Annotated in this window: 17 protein-coding genes; 16 read left to right on the forward strand and 1 reads right to left on the reverse strand. The window is 46.8% G+C overall.

The features are described from left to right. Window positions 1-209: 209 nt before the first annotated feature. The 11 genes from ACO0KW_RS15840 (at window position 210) to ACO0KW_RS15890 (ending at window position 16,546) form a co-directional block, all read left to right on the forward strand. Window positions 210-3,947, forward strand: a complete 3,738-nt coding sequence (locus ACO0KW_RS15840; RefSeq protein WP_423054267.1) for a nitrate reductase subunit alpha — start codon at window positions 210-212, stop codon at window positions 3,945-3,947. Further along, window positions 3,944-5,497: a nitrate reductase subunit beta gene (gene narH, locus ACO0KW_RS15845; RefSeq protein ID WP_423054268.1), complete on the forward strand. Its 1,554-nt coding sequence runs from the start codon at window positions 3,944-3,946 to the stop codon at window positions 5,495-5,497. The genes ACO0KW_RS15840 and narH overlap by 4 nt, the downstream gene beginning before the upstream one ends. 255 nt (window positions 5,498-5,752) lie before the next feature. Then, window positions 5,753-6,439, forward strand: coding sequence for a nitrate reductase molybdenum cofactor assembly chaperone (narJ, locus tag ACO0KW_RS15850; protein WP_423054269.1), 687 nt, complete (start codon window positions 5,753-5,755; stop codon window positions 6,437-6,439). Between the two features lie 168 nt (window positions 6,440-6,607). Continuing rightward, a complete protein-coding gene (gene narI, locus ACO0KW_RS15855; protein ID WP_423054678.1) occupies window positions 6,608-7,291 on the forward strand; it encodes a respiratory nitrate reductase subunit gamma in 684 nt (227 codons plus the stop codon). Between the two features lie 227 nt (window positions 7,292-7,518). Further along, window positions 7,519-8,262: a peptidylprolyl isomerase gene (locus tag ACO0KW_RS15860; protein WP_423054270.1), complete on the forward strand. Its 744-nt coding sequence runs from the start codon at window positions 7,519-7,521 to the stop codon at window positions 8,260-8,262. 36 nt (window positions 8,263-8,298) lie between these two features. Then, window positions 8,299-8,751 carry a hemerythrin domain-containing protein gene (locus tag ACO0KW_RS15865; protein ID WP_423054271.1) on the forward strand — a complete coding sequence of 151 codons (453 nt, stop codon included), beginning with the start codon at window positions 8,299-8,301 and terminating at the stop codon, window positions 8,749-8,751. A 75-nt stretch (window positions 8,752-8,826) separates the two neighbouring features. Continuing rightward, the gene (locus tag ACO0KW_RS15870; protein ID WP_423054272.1) at window positions 8,827-10,194 is read left to right on the forward strand and encodes a hypothetical protein; all 1,368 of its coding nucleotides are present in this window, start codon (window positions 8,827-8,829) and stop codon (window positions 10,192-10,194) included. A gap of 215 nt (window positions 10,195-10,409) precedes the next feature. Beyond that, entirely contained in the window at window positions 10,410-11,297 is an 888-nt protein-coding gene (locus ACO0KW_RS15875) for a DUF2167 domain-containing protein (RefSeq protein WP_423054273.1), read from the forward strand. A 170-nt stretch (window positions 11,298-11,467) separates the two neighbouring features. Further along, window positions 11,468-12,187, forward strand: coding sequence for a site-2 protease family protein (locus ACO0KW_RS15880; RefSeq protein WP_423054274.1), 720 nt, complete (start codon window positions 11,468-11,470; stop codon window positions 12,185-12,187). 402 nt (window positions 12,188-12,589) lie between these two features. Then, the gene (locus ACO0KW_RS15885) at window positions 12,590-15,145 is read left to right on the forward strand and encodes a ligand-binding sensor domain-containing protein (protein ID WP_423054276.1); all 2,556 of its coding nucleotides are present in this window, start codon (window positions 12,590-12,592) and stop codon (window positions 15,143-15,145) included. A 108-nt stretch (window positions 15,146-15,253) separates the two neighbouring features. Then, window positions 15,254-16,546 carry an ATP-binding protein gene (locus ACO0KW_RS15890; RefSeq protein ID WP_423054277.1) on the forward strand — a complete coding sequence of 431 codons (1,293 nt, stop codon included), beginning with the start codon at window positions 15,254-15,256 and terminating at the stop codon, window positions 16,544-16,546. Window positions 16,547-16,631: 85 nt separating this feature from the next. On the opposite strand, the gene ACO0KW_RS15895 is transcribed toward ACO0KW_RS15890, so the two are convergent. Next, window positions 16,632-18,704 carry a sensor histidine kinase gene (locus ACO0KW_RS15895; RefSeq protein ID WP_423054278.1) on the reverse strand — a complete coding sequence of 691 codons (2,073 nt, stop codon included), beginning with the start codon at window positions 18,702-18,704 and terminating at the stop codon, window positions 16,632-16,634. Window positions 18,705-18,911: 207 nt separating this feature from the next. Here ACO0KW_RS15895 and moaA point away from each other — a divergent pair, with 207 nt between their 5' ends. From moaA to ACO0KW_RS15920, 5 genes are all read left to right on the forward strand, one after another. Next, complete coding sequence (gene moaA, locus ACO0KW_RS15900; RefSeq protein WP_423054279.1) at window positions 18,912-19,928, forward strand: GTP 3',8-cyclase MoaA; 1,017 nt, start codon at window positions 18,912-18,914, stop codon at window positions 19,926-19,928. Window positions 19,929-19,983: 55 nt separating this feature from the next. Beyond that, entirely contained in the window at window positions 19,984-20,667 is a 684-nt protein-coding gene (locus ACO0KW_RS15905) for a carbonic anhydrase (protein WP_423054280.1), read from the forward strand. 80 nt (window positions 20,668-20,747) lie between these two features. Beyond that, on the forward strand, window positions 20,748-22,673 hold the full coding sequence (locus ACO0KW_RS15910) for a type IV pili methyl-accepting chemotaxis transducer N-terminal domain-containing protein (RefSeq protein ID WP_423054282.1): 1,926 nt from the start codon (window positions 20,748-20,750) through the stop codon (window positions 22,671-22,673). Window positions 22,674-22,772: 99 nt separating this feature from the next. Next, window positions 22,773-23,417: a response regulator gene (locus tag ACO0KW_RS15915; RefSeq protein ID WP_423054283.1), complete on the forward strand. Its 645-nt coding sequence runs from the start codon at window positions 22,773-22,775 to the stop codon at window positions 23,415-23,417. Window positions 23,418-23,592: 175 nt separating this feature from the next. Continuing rightward, window positions 23,593-24,366, forward strand: a complete 774-nt coding sequence (locus ACO0KW_RS15920; RefSeq protein ID WP_423054284.1) for a Crp/Fnr family transcriptional regulator — start codon at window positions 23,593-23,595, stop codon at window positions 24,364-24,366. Window positions 24,367-24,489 lie beyond the last annotated feature (123 nt).

A 24,489-nucleotide genomic window follows, 5' to 3' on the forward strand; every position in this document is an offset into this window, starting at 1 on the left:
CTTTCAAAGTCATGCTCAAGTGGTCAATTCAAAATTCACAAGCAGAAAACTCCCCAACTAGTTCCAAAGAACTATCCCATCCTAGTGCCAATGCTTCCCACCAGACACCGCTCTGAAGAATGGGCGTAATGGACTCAACTCTCTAAACTTTGATCATGTCAAAGTGGCGTGAACATCAGGTTCACCGCTCACATATTAAGGAGCTTGAGATGAGTCATTTTCTGGATAGATTGAAGTTCATGTCTAAGGTGAAATCCACCTTTTCTGACGGACATGGTGCGGTGGTGGATGAGGATAGGCAGTGGGAGAATGCGTATCGCAGCCGCTGGCAGCACGATAAGATCGTGCGTTCTACTCATGGTGTGAACTGCACTGGTTCTTGTTCGTGGAAAGTGTATGTCAAGAGCGGTTTGATTACTTGGGAAACCCAGCAAACCGATTACCCACGTACCCGTCCTGATTTGCCAAATCATGAACCACGCGGTTGCCCACGTGGTGCTTCGTATAGTTGGTATGTTTACTCTGCTCAGCGCGTGAAATATCCGATGATTCGTGGTCGCTTGATGGAGATGTGGCAAGAGGCGCGTAAGACCATGGGGCCAATTCAAGCTTGGGAATCCATCAGCCAAGATCCGGTTAAGGCGAAGCGTTATAAATCAGTGCGTGGTCTTGGTGGCTTTGTCCGTGCGGATTGGGATACGGCGCAAGAAATCATCGCGGCGGCGAATGCCTTCACCGTGAAAAAATTCGGCCCTGACCGCGTGATTGGTTTTTCACCGATTCCTGCGATGTCCATGGTGTCTTACGCGGCTGGTGCCCGTTACCTGTCCTTGATTGGTGGCGCATGTTTGTCCTTCTACGATTGGTACTGCGATTTGCCTCCAGCGAGTCCGCAAATCTGGGGCGAACAAACCGACGTGCCAGAATCGGCTGATTGGTATAACTCCACTTACTTGATGGTCTGGGGTTCTAACGTACCGCAAACACGTACACCAGATGCCCACTTCTACACCGAGGTGCGCTACAAAGGTACCAAGACGGTTGCCGTGTCTTCTGACTTCGGTGAGATGGTGAAGTTTGGTGATATCTGGATGGCACCTAAGCAGGGTACGGACGCGGCGTTGGCGATGGCCATGGGCCATGTGATTTTGAAAGAATTCCATCTCGAAGGTAAATCTGATTATTTCCGCAGCTACGTTAAACAATACACCGACATGCCGATGTTGGTGCGTTTGGTTGAGCGCAATGGCTGCTTCGTGCCAGATCAAATGCTGCGCGCATCACAATTGCCAGGCGGTTTGGATGAAGCGAATAACGGTGATTGGAAGACACTCGCGATTGATGCGACAACTGACGAGATCGTCGCACCGAATGGCTCTATCGGTTATCGTTGGGGCGAAGGCAAAGTCAATGATGGCGAAAAAGTTGGTCGCTGGAATCTCGAACCAAAAGACGGTGGCTCTGGTCGCGAAATTGATCCACAGTTGAGTTTGGTAGCGAAGCATGATCAAGTAGTGAGCGTAGGCTTTAACTACTTCGGTGGTGCCGATGCCAATGATATGGTGATGCGCAACGTGCCAGCTCGCAAAGTGCAGTTGGGAGATGGCTCTGAAATTTTGGTTGCTACTGTGTATGACCTCTCGATGGCGAACTATGGTGTCGATCAAGGCTTAGGCGGTGCAGTTGCTACATCGTACGATGACGACGTGCCTTACACGCCAGCGTGGCAAGAAAAACACACGAGCGTAAAACGTGACCTGGTAATTCAAGTTGCACGTGAGTTTGCGCAAAATGCACACGACACCCATGGTAAGAGCATGGTCATCGTCGGGGCTGCATTGAACCATTGGTACCACAATGATATGATTTATCGCGGCATTATCAATATGTTGATGATGTGCGGATGCGTAGGTCAATCGGGTGGCGGCTGGGCGCATTATGTGGGTCAAGAAAAACTGCGTCCACAGTTCGGTTGGGCTCCACTTGCGTTCGCGTCCGACTGGACACGCCCACCTCGTCAAATGAACGGCACCAGTTTCTTCTATGCGCACACGAGTCAGTGGCGTCATGAGAAACTGCATATCGATGAAATCCTCGCGCCGACTGCGGATAAATCCAAAGTCAGCCATATGAGCATGATCGATATGAACGCCAAGTCGGAACGCATGGGTTGGTTGCCATCGGCACCACAGTTGGAAACCAATCCGCTCGACGTCTGCGATGCAGCGGCAGCAGCAGGTTTAGAACCTGCAGAATATCTGAAGCAAAGTTTGAAATCTGGCGCAGTCAATATGAGCTGCGATGACCCAGATAATCCTAAGAATTTCCCACGCAATATGTTTGTATGGCGTTCGAATATTCTCGGTAGTTCAGGTAAAGGTCATGAGTACTTCTTGAAGTATCTACTCGGAACACAGAATGCCTTGTTTGATGATCCTGATGAAGCAGTGAAACCATCGGAAGTGAAATTCCGTGAAGAAGCTGCCGAAGGTAAATTGGATCTCTTGACCGTACTTGATTTCCGCATGAGTACGACTTGCCTGTACGGCGACATCGTCTTGCCAACCGCAACTTGGTATGAAAAAGATGATTTGAATACCTCTGATATGCATCCCTTCATTCATCCATTGAGTGAAGCTGTGCAGCCATTGTGGGAAAGCAAAACCGACTGGGAAATCTACAAAGGTATCGCCAAGAAATTTACCGAAATCGGTGGTGAGTATCTGGGGACACGCAAAGACATCGTCTTGCAACCTTTGATGCACGATACACCGGGCGAGCTCGGTCAAGCATTTGAGCCTAAAGATTGGAAAAAAGGCGAGTGCGACTTAATTCCAGGTAAGACCGCACCGAACTTCGTTGTAGTAGAGCGTAACTATAAAGAGATCTACAAAAAGTTCACATCAATCGGACCTTTGTTAGACAAGCTTGGCAACGGCGGTAAAGGTATTAACTGGAACACCGAACACGAAGTGCATGAAATCGGTGGTATCACCAAAGTGGTGACCGAAGAAGGTGCATCGAAAGGTCGCCCACGTCTGGAAACCGCGATTGATGCTTGCGAAATGATTTTGACGTTTGCACCAGAAACCAATGGTCATGTTTCGGTCAAAGCATGGGAAGCCTTGGGCAAGATTACTGGTCGCGATCATACACATTTGGCGGTTGGTCGTGAGCATGACAAGATCCGTTTCCGTGATGTACAGGCTCAGCCACGCAAGATTATTTCTGCACCAACTTGGTCTGGTTTGGAATCGGAAGAAGTCAGCTACAACGCTGGTTACACCAATGTGCATGAATTGATCCCATGGCGCACACTCACTGGTCGTCAACAGTTTTACCAGGACCACCGCTGGATGCTCGATTTCGGTGAAGGTTTGTGTGTATACAAACCAGCGATTGATACCAAGACTGTGGCGCCGATGCTCAACAAACATCCGAACGGTGAGAAGGAGATTGTACTTAATTTCATCACGCCGCATCAGAAGTGGGGGATTCACTCCACCTACTCAGATAACTTGCGTATGTTGACACTCTCCCGTGGTGGTCCACACGTGTGGGTGTCTGAAATCGAAGCGAAAGAAGCTGGCTTGGTCGATAACGATTGGGTCGAAGTATTCAACAGCAACGGTACTTTGACAGCGCGTGTGGTGGTCAGTCAACGTGTGCCAAAAGGCATGTGTTTGATGTATCACGCTCAGGAAAAAATTATCAATACACCGGGTGCAGAACTCTCTGGTAAGCGCGGCGGTATTCATAACTCGGTTACCCGTGCGGTATTAAAACCTACGCACATGATTGGTGGTTATGCGCAGTTAGCGTATGGCTTCAATTACTACGGCACGGTTGGTAGTAACCGCGATGAATTTATCGTCTTGCGTAAGATGAAAAAAGTGGATTGGTTAGAAGGCAAGCTGGAAGAGACTGAAGAAGGAGCAGCGTCATGAGAATTCGCGCACAAGTAGGCATGGTGTTGAACCTGGATAAATGTATCGGTTGCCACACCTGTTCCGTGACCTGTAAAAACGTCTGGACCAGTCGTGATGGCGTTGAGTATGCCTGGTTCAATAATGTCGAAACCAAACCGGGTATTGGTTATCCTAAAGAATGGGAGAATCAGGCTAAGTGGAAGGGCGGCTGGAATCGCAATGAGGCAGGTAAATTAGAGCCGAAACAAGGCGGCAAATTGCGCATCTTGGCGAATATTTTTGCCAATCCGAATTTGCCATCGATCGACGATTACTATGAGCCATTCACCTTTGACTATGAGCGCTTGCAAAACGCGCCCTTGTCACAGACGCCACCGACGGCTCGTCCTATCTCTGTCATCACTGGCAAGAAGATGGACAAGATCGTTTGGGGTCCGAACTGGGAAGATGACTTAGGTGGTGAATTTAGTTCACGTAGTCGTGATGCTTTGTTCGAAGGCGTGCAGAAAGAAATGTACAGCACCTTCGAATCAACCTTCATGATGTACTTGCCACGTCTGTGCGAACACTGCTTGAATCCGGCATGCGTAGCATCATGCCCATCCGGTTCGATCTACAAACGCGAAGATGACGGTATTGTCTTGGTCGATCAAGATAAGTGCCGCGGTTGGCGTATGTGTATCTCTGGTTGCCCTTACAAAAAGATTTATTACAACTGGAGTTCAGGTAAGGCCGAAAAATGCACCTTCTGCTATCCACGTATCGAAGCTGGCCAGCCAACTGTCTGTTCAGAAACCTGCGTCGGTCGTATCCGTTACCTCGGCGTGCTGTTATATGACGCAGACAAAATCGAAGCAGCGGCATCGACACCGAATGAACAAGATCTGTATCAAGCGCAGTTAGATTGCTTCTTAGATCCGCACGATCCAGCAGTGATTGCTGAAGCGCGTAAGCATGGTATTCCAGAGAGTTGGATCGAGTCTGCACAAAAATCGCCAGTGTACAAAATGGCGATGGAATGGAAGATAGCGTTCCCATTGCATCCAGAATACCGCACGCTGCCTATGGTTTGGTATGTACCACCGCTGTCACCAATCCAAAAGGCGGCAGAAGCGGGCCACATGGGCATGAACGGCATTATTCCTGATGTGAAGTCTTTGCGGATTCCTGTGCGTTACTTGGCGAATCTTTTGACAGCGGGCAAAGAAGAGCCAGTCTTGAAAGCCTTAGAGCGAATGTTAGCAATGCGTGCTTACAAGCGTTCTGAAGTAGTGCATGGCGAACTCGATCACGAAGTGTTGAAACAAGTTGATTTGACGGCTGCGCAAGTGGAAGACATGTATCAAACCATGGCGATTGCGAACTACGAAGACCGTTTCGTGATTCCTTCTTCGCACAAAGAGATGGTGGAAGACAGCTTCAACGAAAAAGGTAGCTGCGGATTTACGTTTGGAAATGGTTGCTCGGGTGGTACTTCTGATGGTGCATTGTTTGGGAAGAAACCGCAGGGTAGTGTGATTTTTGTGGATATGCCGAAGTCGCGGAAGAAAATGTCGACGACGGAGTGAACCCTTCTCCCGCAAGCGGCGGGTTTGAAAGAGCGGGGCAGGGATGAGGGTGATAGAGTAAGTTGATCGAAATTTATTTGACGATGCCAAACAATACGGATATCTGGACGCCCCTCACCCTAATCCTCTCCCGCCCGCGGGAGAGGGGATATCCAAAAATGTAGGGCGGGTGAAACCCGCGCCGCAAGAACTTAATACAAATCGCGCGGGTTGCACTCGCCCTACAAACCAGCCACAAAAAATAGAGGAAATCGTATGCAAATTTATCGCATTTTGTCCGCACTACTGAGTTACCCCCAGCCAGATCTAATTGCTGCGTTGCCTGAGATTCGTACTGAGTTGTCTGCCGATCCAGATACCTTGGAAGCAGTAAAACCCTTGCTGAATTATTTGCAAGAAAACAGTCTGATCAGCGTGCAAGAAAACTATGTGGGCACGTTTGACCGTACACCATCTGTCGCATTGCATTTATTTGAACATATCCATGGTGAAAGTCGTGATCGTGGTCAGGCGATGGTGGATTTAATTTCAGAATATCGCCGTTATGGCTTTGAGCCAGAAGCGAGCGAATTGCCTGATTATGTGCCGCTGTTCTTGGAATTTCTAAGCTTGGTCGATGCTGAAACCGCAGAGAAATTACTCGGCGAAGCGATCCATGTATTAGCAGCAATCGGTATTCGTTTGCAACGCAAAGATAGTCCGTATGCCAATGCGTTCTTGTTGCTGACATCGTTCACCGATGTGGTTCCGCAAGAACAAGGCGAGCCGCCGGTGCGTGATATGGACGATGCGATGGAAACCTTTGGTCCGGGCGCAGATGGTGTTGAGCCATTGTTGAAGCCGGGTTTGTCGTGCTCATCCAGCGCGGCATTTGGCGGTGAGCAGACTGTTAATTTTTATCCACGTCAGGCTAAGGGGCCGGAAACTGAGTTACGAGTCTGACATTGTTCGTCATTCCCGCGAAGGCGGGAATCCAGTGACTTTAGACGTGGTCGGTTGAGGGACGAAAGACACAGGGTTCCTGCCTGCGCAGGAACGACACAATCACAGCAATCCATATTCGTAACAAGCAATGCGGCATTCGATGCTAAATTATTTTAGGAGTTTATGATGGACTACTTACATCAATTTATTTACGGGATCTATCCCTACATCGCTCTCGCGATTTTCCTGTTCGGCAGCTTGGCACGTTTTGAGCGCGAACAATATACGTGGAAGAGTGATTCTTCCCAAATGCTGCATGCGGGTAATCTGCGTGTCGGCAATATTTTGTTCCACATTGGTGTGCTCGGTTTGTTCTTCGGTCACATGGTCGGTTTGCTGACACCGGTAATTGTGTGGGATACCTTGGGTGTATCGCACGGTTTTAAACAAATGATCGCGATCGTCATGGGTGGCGTGTTTGGTTCTTTGTGTATGGTCGGGTTGCTGATTTTGATGCATAGGCGCTTTACTGATGCACGTATTTCTGCGGTGACAAAAACTGGCGATAAAGTCTTGTTGTTGTGGATCTTCATTACCCTAGGATTAGGTCTTTCCACGATCTTTGAATCCTTAAATCACACTGACGGTCACATGATGGTCTTGTTGATGACTTGGGCACAGCATATCGTAACCTTTAAAGGCGATGCGGCCAGCTTCATCATTGGCGCACCGATCTTGTTCAAGGCGCACTTGTTTATGGGTTTGAGTTTGTTTGTGATCTTCCCGTTCACTCGTTTGGTACATGTGTGGAGTGGCTTTGCTTCTGTCGGCTATTTGAGTCGTGCGTGGCAGTTGGTACGTCCACGTTGATTGAATCTGATGTCAATTTTTTGATTGTCATTCCTGCGCAGGGTGAAGTAGGGAATACAAGCAGCATGCTGCTCGCCTACGGAACGATCATCGCATGCATGCGATGATTCCCATAGCGATAGCAGGAATCCAGTGGCGTCAGTTGGTCGATGAAAGACACTGGGCTCCTGCCTGCGCAGGAGCGACAACGAATCAAAATGCCAGCATAAAATTTTTAGGAGGCAATCATGCCCGTCATAGTGAATGGTTACGAACTCAGCGATGCTGAGATGGAAAAAGAACTGCCTGAACATCAAGGTGCTGCTGATGCGATGAAAAGCGCTATGACCGCTTTGGTCTTGCGTCGCGTCTTATTGGATAAAGCAAATGAATTCGGTTTGTCCGGCAACGACGATGACAAAATCGAAGCCTTGCTGGTACGTGAAGTGGTCGTGCCTAAGCCGAGCTCCGAAGAATGTCTGCGTCACTATCAAGCTCATCCACAGCGATTTACGGTGGGTGAATTGGTCGAGGCGAGTCACATTTTGTTTCAAGTCACAGCAGCCTTAGATTTAGATAATCTGCGTAAGCATGCAGAAATCGTGTTGCAAGATTTGTTGGACAATCCAGCGAATTTTGCCGCGATGGCAAAAGCGAATTCAAACTGCCCATCGAGTGAAGTTGGCGGTAGTCTCGGACAATTGACACGCGGCGACACGGTTCCTGAGTTTGAAAAAGTCATTTTTTCAGCGGAAGCACACAAAATCGTGCCACGTTTGGTAGAAACGAGATTCGGTCTGCATATCGTCCAGCTTGGTCGCAAGCTAGCGGGAAAATTGTTGACGTTCGAGCAGGTCGAAAGCAAGATTGCCGATGCGATGCAAAGAGCTAGCCACGATCACGCACTGCGTCAGTATCTGCAATTGATGGTAGGTCAAGCCAAAATCAGCGGCATAGAACTCGAAGGTGCAGATACACCTTTGGTGCAATAAAGAGAGCAGAAAAAATCAGAAGAAAGTGAGCAAATCATGTCGCAAGCAATGATGAGTCTGGTGAAACAACACCAGGAATGTGACGATCAGTTAAATCGCGTCGAAGCCGCTTTGCATAAAGCGGACCTGGCATCGGCGGGCAGAAATTTCCGTTTATTCGACGAGCAATTGGAGCACCATTTCCGTCTGGAAGAAGAACGCCTGTTCCCAGCGTTTGAAAAAGCCACGGGAATGACCAATGGTCCTACCGTGGTGATGCGTGGTGAACATGCAGAGATTCGCCAATTGCGCGATCAGGCCATGGATGAGATCGAACAAGGAAAGGTGGAATCGGCTTTGGCGACGATAGATACCTTGAATGTCTTGATTCAACAGCACAACGTCAAGGAAGAGAATATTCTTTATCCTATGTGTGGCGGCAGTATTCCAAATTTAATGTCTGTATTGGGTATGGGCGGATGCGGTGGCGCGTGTTCTTGCGCCGCGTAAAACCTAGGCTTCAGAAATGGTAGCTTGGCGCTGAGCGAAGCGAAGCCCAACGATGTGGTAGGTCTGATTTGAATTATGTTGGGCTTCGCTTTGCTCAGCACCAACCTACGAATCTTCAATACAGATCCTAAAGCGATGTCCGCCCCCAAAATCCTCAACTACGAACTCGCACCATCACCTGCAACTATATTCGGTTGTTTGTTGCCGGCACCGTGGCTGGGTGTCGCTGCCGGACTTTTACTCGCCTTCGGCCCCGCGACCGGCTTGCCTGATCGCTACTCTCCTTTAATCTTAGCCGTAACGCACGTGTTGGCCTTAGGCATGTTGGCGCCGATTATGGTTGGCGCGCTGTTTCAATTATTCCCCGTGGTTGCTGGGCAAATGGTGCGGCCTGCTAAATGGATTGCGCCTTTTGTGGCGCTAGGATCGACTGTAATTGCAACTGGCCTGAGTGTGGGATTTCTAGCTGGGAATCAAGTTGGATTCGCGGTCGCAGCATGGCTTGCTATGATCTTATATGGTGCTATTGTGCTCGCGCTAGTTCATGCGGCGTGGCACATGGTCTTGCCCCCTAATCCTGATGCAACGCTGAAAACTTTACGCGGGATTGCCTTGGTTTTATTGATAGTGATAGGCCTAGGTGTCGCATTAGCTGGCGCTTTCGCTGGCTGGTGGCAGGTCGATATCGCCTATGTTTTACGTTTACATGTGGCGTGGGGCTTAGTCGGCTGGATTGCCTGTCTGGTGCTGGGTGTGGCTTCAACTGTCGTGCCTATGTTCTGGCAAACCAATCGCCCAAGTCCGTCTTGGCATAGACATTTGCCGTGGGATATTTGGTTGGGTTTACTGATGCTGTTTTTACCCCTGTCGGATAGCCTATTCAAACTATTGATATCAGCGCTCGCCTTGCTAGTCTGTGTGTTGTCGCTGACTTCGATTCGCACTTTATTGCATGCTAAACGGAAATTCGATCCAGCTTGGGGTTTGTGGTTGGTATCCGCAGCCAGTTGGGGAATTGCCGCTGTGCTGTTACTACTGCTTACTCATCTTGACAATAGCCTTGCACCAAATTGGATGTCTTTGCTACCGTGGTGGATAGGCGTGCTGTGTCTTGTTGGAGGCGCAGTGATGCCCGTCAATGCGATGTTGGGAAAAATTATTCCTTTTTTGATTTTCTTACATTTGCGTCGACAAATCCCGATGGGCCGGCGCGTGCCCAGCATGCAAGTCGTGTTGCCACCTGAGCGTTTGCGGTGGCAAGCGCGAGCTGTGTGCTTTAGCCTGCTGAGTCTTTTGATGTTGCCGCTAGCGCCCGCTGAGATGAAATATCTGGCGGGGCTGTGTTTTGCCATCTCGCAAGCAATGCTAGCGATATTTTTGTTAATGAGCTTATTTCGTTATCGACAGGAATTGCGTGAGAGTATTTTTTCTCGCGCGATTTGATGCTAGTAGGTGATACTCCCTGTCGCGCGCTCGTCACAGTTCTCTGGTGGAACCCCCTAGATAAATTTGCTTTCTTGTCCGCATTCCAATACGATCATGCGCTTGTCTATTTGACACATTTTGTTAAGTCTACGCGCTCGCATTCCTATCAAAATCCTTTCGAGGTTCGGTGTTGAACAAGTCATTTACATTCATCTACCTACAAGGATTTGTTCATGTTCAAAAAAATCAGCTTATCTATTCTTCTCGTCAGCGCTGCGATTTTTTCCCATCTTGCGAGTGCGCAAAAAAGTGAAGAGCCTAAGCAGACCGCAGAGGCTTTTTTGGCAGGCATTAAATTTCAACAAGGCAGTATTAAGTTGCCAAATGGCGTCGCTACTCTCAATTTGCCTGAGACATTTCGTTATCTTTCTCCTGATGATACAGACAAAATTTTGGTACAAGCATGGGGTAATCCACCCGGCGCTAAAACTTTGGGTATGCTGGTGCCAGCGAATACATCACCGCTTAGTGAAAGTGGCTGGGGCGTGATTATTACGTATGACGAAAGCGGTCATGTGAAAGATGATGATGCCGACAGCATTAACTATGATGACTTGCTAAAAGATATGAAAGAAGCAAGCGTTGAGGCCAATGAAGAAAGAAAAAAAGCGGGTTACGGCGAAATGAATCTGGTCGGTTGGGCTGAACGTCCAAGTTATGACAAACAAACGCATAAATATTTTTGGGCCAAAGAACTGTCAACCGGCCAAACAGAAAATACTTTGAATTACAGTATTCGTGTTCTTGGACGTCAGGGTGTTTTGGTTTTGAATGCAGTGGCTGGCATGAAGCAAATTTCGGCAATCAAACAAGAGATGAAATCAGTAGTGGCATTTACCGAATTTGTCGAAGGTAATCGTTATACCGATTTTAATTCCAGCACAGATAAAGTAGCCGAGTACGGTTTAGCTGCGTTGGTTGCTGGCGGTGTCGCTGCTAAGTTAGGTTTCTTTGGTAAATTGTTTGCCTTGTTGATTGCGTTTAAGAAGTTATTATTTGTTGGTGCCATCGCTGTGTTTGCTGGCATTGCAAAATTCTTCAAGAAAAAAGAATCAACTTAGAGAGCCATCACTTTTCGTATTTTCAGATGATCAGGTAGTGTGGTGACGAATTGGCGGTAACTTGTCATACACAAAAATACTGGTACTTTGGACTGATTTTGAATATCTCTATAAGCCGAGCGCACTTTGTCCTGCGCTCGATTTTTTACCAATCTCTGTTCGTATCCCATATGTTGAAATTATTTGGTGCATTGTTTGCCGCTGGTAAATTGGGTAAATTATTTATTAGCGGCGGCAGTATGTTACTGACCGTGATTTTGTATTCTTGGGTATACGGTTGGAAATATGCCATCGGATTTGTCCTACTTATTTTCATTCACGAAATGGGTCATTTCGTCGCCGCTAGGTTGTGTGGTATGCAAGTTGGTTTACCGACTTTTATTCCCTTTGTTGGTGCTTGGGTAGAACTAAAAGATCAAGCACATACGGTCGAAACCGAAGCCTATATTGGTTTTGCGGGACCGATTGCAGGAACTGCTGCCGCCCTCATTTGTTATTGGTTGGGACGTCAATTTGATAGCGATTTGATGTTGGCCTTATCCTATTCGGGATTTATTATTAATTTACTGAATTTGATTCCGATTTCGCCTTTGGATGGTGGCCGTATCACTGCGATCATTTCGCCTAAGGTATGGTTGCTTGGCGTACCGTTGTTGGTCGCGCTTTTTTTGTATCGACCTAGCCCTATGTTGATATTGATAGGGATTTTGGCTTATCCACAACTAAAGTTGGCGTTCTCGAATACCGTGGCTGACGGATTACCAGAAGGGTATTACGAGGTTCCCTTTAATACCCGAGTCAACTACGGTGTGATGTACCTGTGTTTGGTGGTATTCCTAGCCTTGATGAGTTTTGAATTACATGAGGCTCTACCTAGAGTGCAATTTTAGTCACAAGATAATAAAACCTGTCGGAATATGTTCCTGTAAAAATAGTGCTTATATATTAATATAGTTAAGGATGTAGATTTCCCGTTGGACTGCGTTTAGCCTTTCAAAGCGCAAAAATGTTGTTGTGCACCGCAAATAAATTGCCCCAATAGAAACAACGTAGACCGTTGACTACTTTTTGTCTGTTATAGTTTCGCCAGTGAAATCCACTTTGATGGTATAGAAGTCTCGAAAAAGGTGCTGGCATTGCGGTCCTACATCATACTAATTCAAGGGTTTAGCTTTTATTTAAGTGCTCTCTCTGCGCGCTTATTTGCAAATTTGCCTTCACGCACCGGCGCATCTCTATCGCCGTTGCTGTGGATGTGGATCAATTTGCTTACGGTTTCCGGTCTACTGCTGATGAATGTTCAGTCAGCACAGGCTGGCGCCTTACATCGTCTCCGTTTCGATCATTTCAGTATTGATCAAGGCTTACCCAGTACTGGCATTTTGACCGTTTATCAAACCCGTAATGGTTATATCTGGATGGGAACTGCCAACGGACTAGTTCGTTACGATGGCAGGCATATGCGCGTCTTTTCCCACCTGCCATCGGATGTAAATACCCTCAACCATGATCGTATTTTGAGTCTCTTTGAAGACGAACAGCAACGCCTGTGGATAGGCACACGAATTGGTTTGAACGTGCTTGATTTGAAAACAGATCAGATACAACGCATTCCCATGCCGGAGGATTTTCCTCCGAAAGGGCGCTTCATTTATGGGATGAACCAGGCTGGCGAAAAACAGCTGTGGCTTGGTAGCTCTTCTGGTTTGTTACGCTTCAATACGGAGACTAAGGAGTTTACCCGTTGGCAACCAAACGCCGAATCGCAAGCGCTTTTTAGTGGCGAGGTTCGGGCGCTGATGAGCGATAAGTCTGGAGGCGTTTGGATAGGGCAGGGGCATCGGGTAGCACATATTAACCAAGCTGGGCAATTACAGTTGCAATTCAAAGCGAGTGATGAACTCGCAGACCAACAATTTCAACCAAGTCAGCGCTTAGTACGTAGTTTAGCATTTGATCACCAGGGGCAATTGTGGGTCGGCCTGACTGGTGGATTGAGGATTTGGCAAGTCAATCAGGAGCAAGTAAAGCCAGTGCCCCTGCCACTCCAATTAAAAATTCCTGGGGCTAGCGTTGTTACACTCCTTTCGGATGATGAGAAATCAATGTGGATAGGTTTTGGTGAAAACCAAGGTTTACTGCGTTGGCGTGAAAATAAAAATACGCTGGAAAAATTCGTGAATTTACCATCGGTCAATAGTAGCCTTAGTGGCGACAATGTGACTTCGCTCATGCTTGATTCAAGTGGTGGCTTGTGGGTTGGTACGAGTGACTACGGCGTGAATTTGGTGGATCTGCGTGGCCGCAGTTTTAGTACCTATCTCAGCATTCCCGGTGACGAGCGAAGTCTTTCAAATCGATTGGTGACAGCAGTCATTTCAGAAAATGAAGAATTTGCATGGCTCGGCACGTTGGGCGGTGGCTTAAATCGCTTACACATACCATCCGGTGATACACAGAGATTTACTAGCAAACAAGTTGGGGTGGACTACATCCGGGTATTGATGTTCGATGATAAGAAACATTTGTGGATAGGTGGCGAACGACTGCAAGTGTTTGATCCCAAGACAGGGCGTAGCCGAGATATTGATGTCGACAAAAACTTTCCGATTGGTGCACGATTTACTGCCCTGGTAAAGGATCAGCAAGGTGATGTATGGGCTGGTAGTAGTGTGGGTCTGTATCAAGTGAAGTCGAATGGTACGGTGCGGATTTTTAAGGCGGAACCCGGGGTCCTTGGCAAGATTAAGGACGATGCGATTGATAGTTTGCTTGTCGACAAAGCGCAGCGTTTGTGGGTGGGTAGCAAAGGGGCACTGTATTTGTACAACAACCTCGATGACAGTTTTCAGATGATTGGACGCCCGGCGCCACGTTTGCCAACTCCCGATAAACTCGGTGTAACCAGCTTGCGGCAAGATAATTCAGGACGTATTTGGGCGGCAACTATATTAGGTGGCTTGGTCGAGGTGCGCCCGCGTACGCTGACTGCTGATGATGATAGCGCCTGGGAATTGGTGTCATGGGCTGACACACCTCAAATTCCTAATGATGTTATTGAAGCGATGCAGGATGCCGATAACGGCGAAATTTGGATGAGTAGTGAACGGGGATTAATGCGAGTACGACCAGATAGCAAACAAGGGCGTAATTTTCCCTCGTTCGGACGGTTTGACGGCGCTTTTAATTTTGCTGCAGCGGCACGTGCTCGTGATGGTAGTTTACTCTTCGGCGGAGTGGGGTTAGTGTATTTCCATCCCATGAGTATTTCAGATAATGCGGTCGCACCAAGAGTAATATTGAGCGATGTCTTGCTCTTCAATAAATCCTTAATGACTTGGGCAACAAAAAAAGAACAAGATGCTGACTTAGGCAATACGGGAGCTCGCTACGATGGTTTGTCGGCGGACTTAAGCAGTATAGGGATCCATGGGCCGCTCAGTAGCGTTAAGCGCATTCAACTCAATTATAAGCAGACCATGGTGAGTTTTGAGCTAGCCGCCTTGCACTTCTATAACCGTACTCAAAACCGGTACGCGTGGAAATTAGAGGGTTACGATCACGATTGGATCTATGGTCAGGGCGATCGTGGTGTAGCTACCTATACCAATTTGGATGCTGGTTCTTATCGCCTGCTTGCGAAGGCAGCGAATCCTGATGGGATTTGGGGTGAAACGGTTGAAATCGTGCAAGTCGTAGTGAGGCCTCCATTTTGGCGTACATGGTGGTGGTATGGATTGTGGTTGCTGATCGTGCTGACCTTGGCTCGCGTGGTTTATCAACAACGCCTGCGTAGTGTAAGAGAAAATCGACTTTATCTTGAGCGTCAGGTAAAGGCACAAACCTAAGAGGTCGTTGAGCAAAAACGGCTCGCAGAAACACAACGTGAAATTGCTGAACAAGCACGCAATGATATAGGCCGTTTAAGTGAAATCGGACTTAAGATCACTGCATCTTTGGATAAACGTCAGATTCTCGAAACCTTATATCAACATACTAGGAGCATGATTCCCGCTTCCACTTTCGGTGTTGGTATTGTTGATTGGGATAAACGTGTCATCAGCTTTGAATACACCATACAAGGCAATCAATTTATCTTACCCTATGAACGGAGCTTAGACGCTCTTGAACAGCCCTCGACGCGGTGTGTTTTGAGCGGACAAGAATTGATTGTGAATCAGATTGAGCACGATAGTCGCAAACTCGATAAGGTGATTGCTCATCGTGTAGGTGATGATCTGGTGCGTCTGGAGGACGGATCTGCAACTGAAGATTCCCGATCTGGAGTCTATGTACCGATTATTCTAAGTGGGAGGGTGATGGGGGTAGTCGGCGCACTGAGCAATAAACCAAATGCGTTTAGCCTGGATGATTTAAATATTCTTCGTACCCTCGCAGCCTATACCGGCGTTGCGTATGACAATGCGGAGGCATACCGCCGCTTGTCGATTACCCAATCGAAATTGGTCGAGCAAGAGAAACTTGCAGCACTAGGTTCTTTGGTCGCCGGTGTTGCACATGAATTGAATACCCCGATTGGCAATAGCTTGCTGATGGCGAGCACGATGCAAGACCATAGCGAACAATTTTCAATGAAGGTTAAAGAAAACCGGTTACGTCGCTCAGATTTGGAAAGCTACGCTCAAAACTCAATTAACTCTGCCGATCTGATTGTGCGTAGTTTGACCAGCGCCGCAAACCTTGTCAGTAGTTTTAAGCAAATCGCGGTAGATCAAACTTCGGATAAACGACGTGAATTTGATTTACAGTTCTTCTGTGAAGAGGTGGCATTGACCCTATCGAATCGTAGTAAGCGTGAGGGTCATGAAATACGCGTCGACATTGTAGCGGGGCTCATGATGGACAGCTATCCCGGTGCTTTAGGTCAAGTGTTAAATAATTTGATTATCAATGCAATGGTGCATGGTTTGCACGAACGCAGCCAGGGCGTGATTACTTTGCGCGGATATGCTTACGACGATCAACATATACAGTTAGTCGTACAAGACAATGGTGCTGGTATTACCAAAGAAAATATAGAACGTATCTTTGAACCCTTCTTCACGACACGTTTAGGGACTGGCGGTAGTGGCTTAGGTCTACATATTTGTTATAACATTATCCACTCGATCTTAGGTGGAACTATTGCCGTCGATAGTATAGTGAATCTGGGCACCAATTTTACGATCACTTTACCTCGCAATGCGCCGTTGAAAATAGTCGGAAATGAGCAAAAGCCGGATCTGTAATTACTTGCTGATGACATTATTTTCTAGCATAAGCTGGGTCGGCGCATTGGCTGGTTTTTTGTTCAGATGCGTTTCGCGATTTGAGTCAAGACAGCGGAAAGCGAAGAATGAAACAGCAGCCTCTGCCCAATTCACTTTCACAACGCACTGAGCCACCCATCGCTTCACTCAACTGTTTGACGATAGATAACCCCAAGCCAGTAGAGTGTTCGCCACCCGTTGGAATACTAGATAATTTGCTGAACTTTTCAAATAGATGCTGTTGATCCTCGACAGATAATCCTGGACCCTGATCCTGAATATGCACTTCGGCAAAGTTTTGTTGGCGTATAAGTTTGAACAGAATTTGTTTACCCGGAGGAGAATATTTAATCGCATTTGAAATGACATTGTCCAGCACCTGGAAACAGGCGTTGGGGTCAGTTGAAATCAGCAAAAGATGGGGGTTTTTTGACCCCGAATAGTTCTGCGAAGTGTTTTCGGCGGTATCAATGTCCTGATCGGAATAGTTGAATAGATAGCTGAGTTCTTTTGCTTGCATAGTATGTTCATATTGCAGCAAAACCTGATGCGTAATTTCATTCAAATTGACCGTTTTTTTCTCTAATTTCTTATTCCCCGATTCGAGGGCATTCACGTCGAGCAAATTGGTAATGATGTGCATCATACGTTGGCCGCTGCGACTAATTCTCTCAAGATAACTAGAGCGTTGATCCTCGGTAATACTCGACGCTAGCTTGTTCATTAATTCGCTCAATCCTATGATGCCTGTCAACGGGTTTTTTAGATCATGGGCGGCAATGCCTAGAAATTCATTTTTTTGCTTGTCTAGTTTTTCTAAGTGTTGTACTGCTTCCGCCAGTTCCTGTGTACGTTGTTGAATCTTGCTCTCTAACTCTTGTTCTGCGCGTTGCGCCAAGCTCAACAATGCTGCTTGATTTTGGGCATTTTCATTTTTGATCAGATGGATGCGATCTGCTTGCGCCAAGGCCAACAGAATAATCTCTACCGCAGCCCCAATTTGATAGCCAAATTCAGTTAACCAGGTGCTTTCAATGATTCCCAAATTTCTTAACACGATGAGTGAACCGCCTGCTATCCATGCGGTCGTTGCGGCGACTACAAAATAGCCGGGGCGAAAACCACGCCAACCACAGATTATTCCCAGTGGAATGACAATCAACATCTGCAGAAAGGCAATTATTTGAATCAATGCTGCAACTGAACTGTTGAATCCACACATTACTAAGATCATCGTGCCCAATGCGATACTTTGTATGAGTCGAAAAAGTATCGCTATCCGCGGCATATCTGCACTTAGCCGCAGAAAACTCGTAATGAATAAAGAGTAAAACAATAGGATGGCCGGTATTGCCAAACTCTGGAGCATATCCACTATCCAGGTGCTTTTTGGCGTGAAAAATAATCCCAGATGTCCGTTGCTATTGAAACCGACCACCAAGGTAAGTGCGGACAATAGTAGGTAGAAAACACTTGCCCGATCACGATAGCTGCTCGTTAAAATGAGATTGTAAATAATCATCGCGAGCATGACGCCGTAGAAAATTCCTATGAACGTGGTTTGCTTATTACTTACCTCGGCGAAGGTCTGTGGTGTATAGAGCAGTGCGCTCAAGTACATTGCGCTTGTTGTTTGTAGCCGGAGATAAATAGTATGAACTTGCGTGTCATTCAGCTGCAGGCGAAAAACCGCTAAGCGATGACGGGTTTCAGCATCAGAAATTGGGTGACGATCACCTGAAATATGTCGGCTGATGATTTTTTTGTCTGAGACTTGATAGGCGCGTACATCGTCCAGCATGTTCGGTGTGATCTCCATCCACCAATCGGTCGAAGCTTGATTATCTTGGCGCTGCAAATCGACTTTGAGCCAGTACACTGACTTCGTATACGAAACACTTAAATTCCCTTTTAAAGGCTGAAATGCATATCCGGCTTGTGCAGATAGATCACTCTTGATTAGGGTATCGATATTGATATTCCCCGCTTTGTCTTCCAGCACTTGCCATTGAGATTGTAAATTGATCTCCGTAGGCGTGGAATGTAAGGGTAGAACGCCTGCTCGTGCTTCGAATGGTTGTGTGATCGCACAAGCAGCAGCGATCACGAGCAGGGATATTCTTATGAGTTTTATCATGTCAGGCCAGTTTCAGCGTTTTTGAGTCGATAATCGAATGCTAAGCGGGAACAGTACTTTTAGGCTAACAATTTTCATGGCGGAGAGCAATGCCATTAGGTACACGAAAAAAATTTGATTTAGGACAAATTTTATCCCCCAAAAGAACTAGATGTCTTAGCTTGGCGGCGAATTGTGCGCTTGCTTTAATAAGCACAAAATACTGTTATGAAAAAAATTCTATCAACTGCAGAGCAAGGACAAGGTGCGCAACTGATCGACCGCTTTGGCCGGCAATTAAACTACCTGCGAGTGTCAGTCACTGATAAGTGTGATTTGCGTTGTAGTTATTGCATGCCAAAAGGATTCAATGGTTTTGAAGAGCCTGAGAACTGGCTAAGTTTTGCCGAGATAGAACGCGTGGTGGCTGCTTTTGGCCGCATGGGCGTGGGACGGGTGCGTCTGACTGGTGGTGAGCCATTATTGCGGCGGAATTTACCGCAATTGGTGCAGTCCTTGGCGAGCCATCGAGAAATCCGCGATATTTCGCTCTCAACCAATGCCACACAATTACATAAACACGCTGATGCCTTATACCAGGCCGGCGTTAGTCGCATTAACGTCAGTCTTGATAGCCTCGATAAAGCCTGTATGGAAAACATCACAGGGCGTGATAGCTTTGCCAGCATCATGGCGGGCTTGCAGGCAGGAAAGCGAGCAGGATTTAGGCCTATCAAATTAAATATGGTGGTGATGGGTGGTGTGAATGAACATGAAGTCAAGCGCATGGCGGAGTTTTGTTTTAACGAAGGTTTTATTTTGCGCTTGATCGAAGCCATGCCTATGGGCAGTACTGGGCAGAATAGCCAGTATCGCGATATCGGTCCTATCCGTGATGAATTGGTAAAACATTTCGATCTGGTACCAGTCGCTGAAGAATTGGGCGGAGGACCTGCGCGTTATTGGAGCGGCCGTGATGGACAGGGAACGATAGGATTTATTTCGCCAATCAGTCAGCATTTTTGCGCAACTTGTAATCGGGTCAGACTAGCAGTCGATGGCACTTTATATATGTGTTTGGGACAAGATGAAAAATTTGAGCTGCGCCCTTTGCTACGTGCGGGAATTAGCGATCAGGATCTGGAACATGCCATACGCCAAGCGATAGAGTTAAAGCCAGAGCGCCACGAGTTTACGACACAAAAACATAAGATCATTCGATTTATGTCACAGACAGGTGGTTAATTAATCGGCTATTCTGGAAACTGGTCAGATCACCTAAATCGACATCGGAGCACAAATGGAAGTACGCAATATTCACCAATTCATAGAAGGGTTTCAACGATTCCAATCTAAATACTTTTCCGGTGAAAAGCCGCTCTACAATAAGCTTAATAATGGGCAGAATCCAAGCACGCTATTGATAGGCTGCTGCGATTCTCGGGTAGACCCGGCTTTGTTACTTGACTGTGATCCAGGCGATATTTTTGTAATACGAAACGTTGCCAATTTGGTGCCACCATGCAATGAATCTGGTAATCAGCAAGGTGTTAGTGCAGCGATACAATTTGCGGTTGAGGCACTGAATGTCAAACGAATCATCGTGATGGGACATGAGAAATGTGGCGGCATCCGAGCGTTGATGCAAGGCTACCAACCGAGCCGCGAAATTGACTTTATCGGGCGCTGGATGCGCATTGTGGAGCCAGTGAAGCAGCAGGTATTAAGTCAACTTGGACATTGCGCGACGGAAGTGCAAAATCACGCTTGTGAACTAGGTGCGATCATTTTGTCTTTGAATAATTTACGCAGCTTCCCCTGGGTTGCTGAGCGTGAACTGAGTGGCGAAATTGCCTTGCATGGCTGGTATTTTGATATGACGAACGGTGCTTTGCTGGCATACTCAGATAGAACCGATAGTTTTTTGCCGATGGTCTGTCCGCTCGGAATTCCCCATGCGGCAGAATTAGAGACTACACTGTAGCGGACAGGTAGATCGGTTGTAAGTCGGGTTGTTTTTTTAGTTATTTTTTGTTTGACTGCATTCTTAGCAAAGTGATCTACATGGATTCCGACAATCAACTGCCGATCGGCAAACGGCTCACATTTCGTATTCTACTGACGACGGTGTTGGGCCTTGCCCTGACTTTGGCAGCGATTGGCTATACCTTGCTGTTGTCCTGGCAATTGGAAGGCGGCGGAGCAGCAATTAATGAAGCGGGTAGCCTGCGCATGCGCTCCTATAGACTGGCGATGGTCTTAGAACACGCGCAGCCTGGCAACAGCGCGGAACAAGAATTACAGGAATTTAATCGCACTCTACTAGACTTGCAAACGGGTGATGCGAAACGACCTTTGTTTTTGCCACAAACCGCAGCAATAAGAGAGCAGATGAAGCAGGTACAACAAGCCTGGCTGCAACACATACAGGTCAACGCAAAAAAAGTTGCTAGCGAAACTGATCCACAGTTGAAGCAAATCGCTTTACAAAATTACGCCTCTGATTTACCTGATTTTGTGAAAAGTATTAATCAATTGGTGTCGCTGGTCGAAGTCGAACTCGCCGAAAAAACGACTTGGTTACGACTGTGCCAAACCTCCTTAATTTTTATGTCTTTAGCCGCCAGCGTGGCGTTGCTGTATCTCCTATATTTATGGATAGTCGGTCCAGTGACACGCATGCAAGCGGGGATAGCGCGCATGAGTAAAGACGATTTGAGCGTACGTTTGCCGATTGAAACCGAAGATGAATTTGGCGTGTTGGCACAGGCATTTAATCAGATGGCTGACCACGTCCAAACTGTGCATCGGACTTTGGAAGTGCGGGTGCTGGAAAAAACCGCTAAGCTGCAATCTCAAAATCACGAAATCAGCACCATGTATGAAATTGCGGCTTTTTTGTCGGGACCGCATGCGATTGAAGAATTATGTCGCGGCTTCTTGCATAGGATTATGCAAAGGATGCAGGCCGATGGCGGCACTGTACGCATCCTCGATAGTCAAAAGGATAATGTGCATATTACCGTGCACGAAGGTATCTCAGAAAAAATGATCGAGGAAGAGCATTGCATCAAGAAAGATGATTGTCTGTGTGGCGCCGCCACTGAGAAAGGCATTATCTTAGTGCGCGATTTTCGTTTACTGGATCAGCAAAAACGCTATCGTTGTCAGGAAGAAGGCTATGTCTCGCTCGCTGTGTTTCAGATCCAAACCCGTGAACAGGTGATTGGTAGTTTCTCACTGCATTTCTCACAAGAGCGTGTGGTCACCGGTGAAGAGCGTCGCCTGCTGGAAATTCTCGGGAAAAATTTGGGCTCTTCGATAGAAAATCAACGCCTGATCTCCAAAGAAAAAGAATTCGCTGTTTCACAGGAACGCAATTTATTGGCGCAAGGTTTGCATGACAGTATTGCGCAAGGTTTGAACTTCCTCAATCTGCAAGTGCAGATGCTGGAGGATTCGTTGAAACGTAATGATGTGCAGGAAATCCATGATATCGCGCCTTTATTACGGGCGGGTATTCAAGAAAGTTATGAAGATGTGCGCGAGCTATTATTGAATTTCCGCACCCGTTTGCAAGACAGTAATTTAGAATCCGAAATGCGCAATGTGGTGGCGAAATTCCAACGTCAGACAGGCGTTCATGGCACCATAGAGTTTGAAGGAAACGGTGCGCAACTGCCACCGGAACAACAATTGCAAGTGCTGTTTATTTTGCAGGAAGCTTTATCAAACGTGCGCAAACATGCGCAGGCGAGCGAAGTGAAAGTGATGGTAATAAATGATCGTGATTTTGCGATGACCGTACATGATGACGGCTTGGGGTTTGATATGGAAACGGTCAAACAAAAGGGCGAAGATCACGTGGGCTTGAGGATTATGCAAGAGCGGGCAGAGCGCTTAGCGGCGCAGTTCTCGATTCAAAGTGATCTTGCTCACGGGACCGTCATTGCATTGCATTTAAAACGTGAAGAGCGCTTAGTCGCATAATTTTTCAGTGCGAAATATAAAAAACATAAAAAAATATAAAAGAAATATAGAAGAAATTAGAAAAATCAAAAGAAATCAAAAGAAAGTGAAGTAAGAGACATGAGTATAAAAATTTTATTGGTGGATGATCATAGTTTATTTCGCAGTGGCATTCGTTTGCTACTGCAACGCAATCCTGAGTTTGAAATCGTTGGCGAAGCTGCGGACGGATTAGAGGGAGTGAAACGTGCCAAACAATTGAAACCCGATGTTGTCTTGATGGACCTCAATATGCCAGGTTTGTCGGGGCTGGAAGCCATGCAATTAATCGTTGAGGATTTACCTGATACTGCCGTCTTGATGTTGACCGTGTCAGAAGAAGCCGAAGATCTCACCACGGCATTGAAAAATGGTGCGCGTGGTTATTTGTTGAAAAATATCGAAGCAGATTATCTGACGCAGTCGATAAAACGTGCAGCCGCTGGCGAGCCTGTGATTGCTGAATCCATGACGGCCAAACTAGTGATGCAATTTCGCTCAGGGAATAATGTTTCGACCACGCCTGAGCGTGAAAGACTCACGCCGCGCGAACGTGAAACTATGGTCTGTCTCGCTCGTGGTGAAAGCAATAAAGAAATTGCGCGCAACCTCGATGTCGCTGAGAGCACGGTAAAAATTCATGTGCAGAATATTCTCAAAAAGCTGAATCTGACTAGTCGCGTGCAAATCGCGGTGTACGCGGTTGAACATGGCATGGATAAATAGAACTTTAGCGCACGTACACATCCCACTCAAATAGTCATGCATTCATTTTCTGAGAGTTTTAAATGTTAATAGGCCTTAGTCTTTTGCGATGATGATCTAGTCCTATTGACGTATTGGCGCTGTCGATCAGCCCATTTACACTTGCCTCCATACATTAATAAGATGGGGGCTTGCAATGAGTAAGATCAATCTAGACGGACTATTATCCAATCAAGCTTTGTTTCGTCATATTTCACCGTTTGAGTTAGAAAGTTTAAAAAAAGAAGTGGTGAAGCTAGAGTTGGATAAAGGCCTAAGCCTGTTCCAAAAAGGCGATACTGCCGATGCTTGTTTTATCTTGGTGTACGGCTTGGTAAAACTGGCGATTCCTTCATCCAACGGTAGCGATAAGATCGTGGAATTAATTCGTCCGGGTCAATGCTTCGGTGAAGCGATGTTGTTTCTCGAAGAACCGTATCCGTTTTATGCGGAATCTCTAGAGCCTTCTCTGCTATTGCGTCTGCCTAAAAACGCGCTGTTTAAGTTGCTCGATCAATCGCCAACCATAGCAAGGCAGATGATGACGGGTTTGTCATATCGCTTACTTGGTTTTATTCGCAGTGTCGAGCGTCAATCATCGCACAATGCGATGCAAAGAGTCGTGGATTACCTGGTACAAGTAGCCACTACTCAGGAAAGTAACGATATTCGACTCGAATTGAAAAAAAATGTCGTCGCTTCTTTATTAAATCTCACGCCAGAAACTTTCTCGCGCATGTTGCATCATCTCAGTGAGTTGGATTTGATCCGTGTCAGTGCTTCCCGCATAAATATTAATTGCCTGACCGCATTAAAAGCGTATGCCAGCACCAGTGCAGCGCAAGAAAGTACGCCACATAAGAATTCGATCCGTGCAGCCAATCGCAGATCTTCCGCATTGATGCAAGAACGTACTAGTTCTTTTGGCTGAACCCCTCCCTCCTTTGCAGATTGTCTTAAGCCCATACGAAGAATTACCAATTTGCCGCGCAATCCTTAAAGTAACAGATAAGGATTGCGCTTTTTTTTGTTGGCATTGGGAGGGCGGATATCG

The organism is Undibacterium sp. Ji22W, assembly GCF_049340305.1.
Taxonomy (GTDB): Bacteria; Pseudomonadota; Gammaproteobacteria; order Burkholderiales; family Burkholderiaceae_D; genus Undibacterium.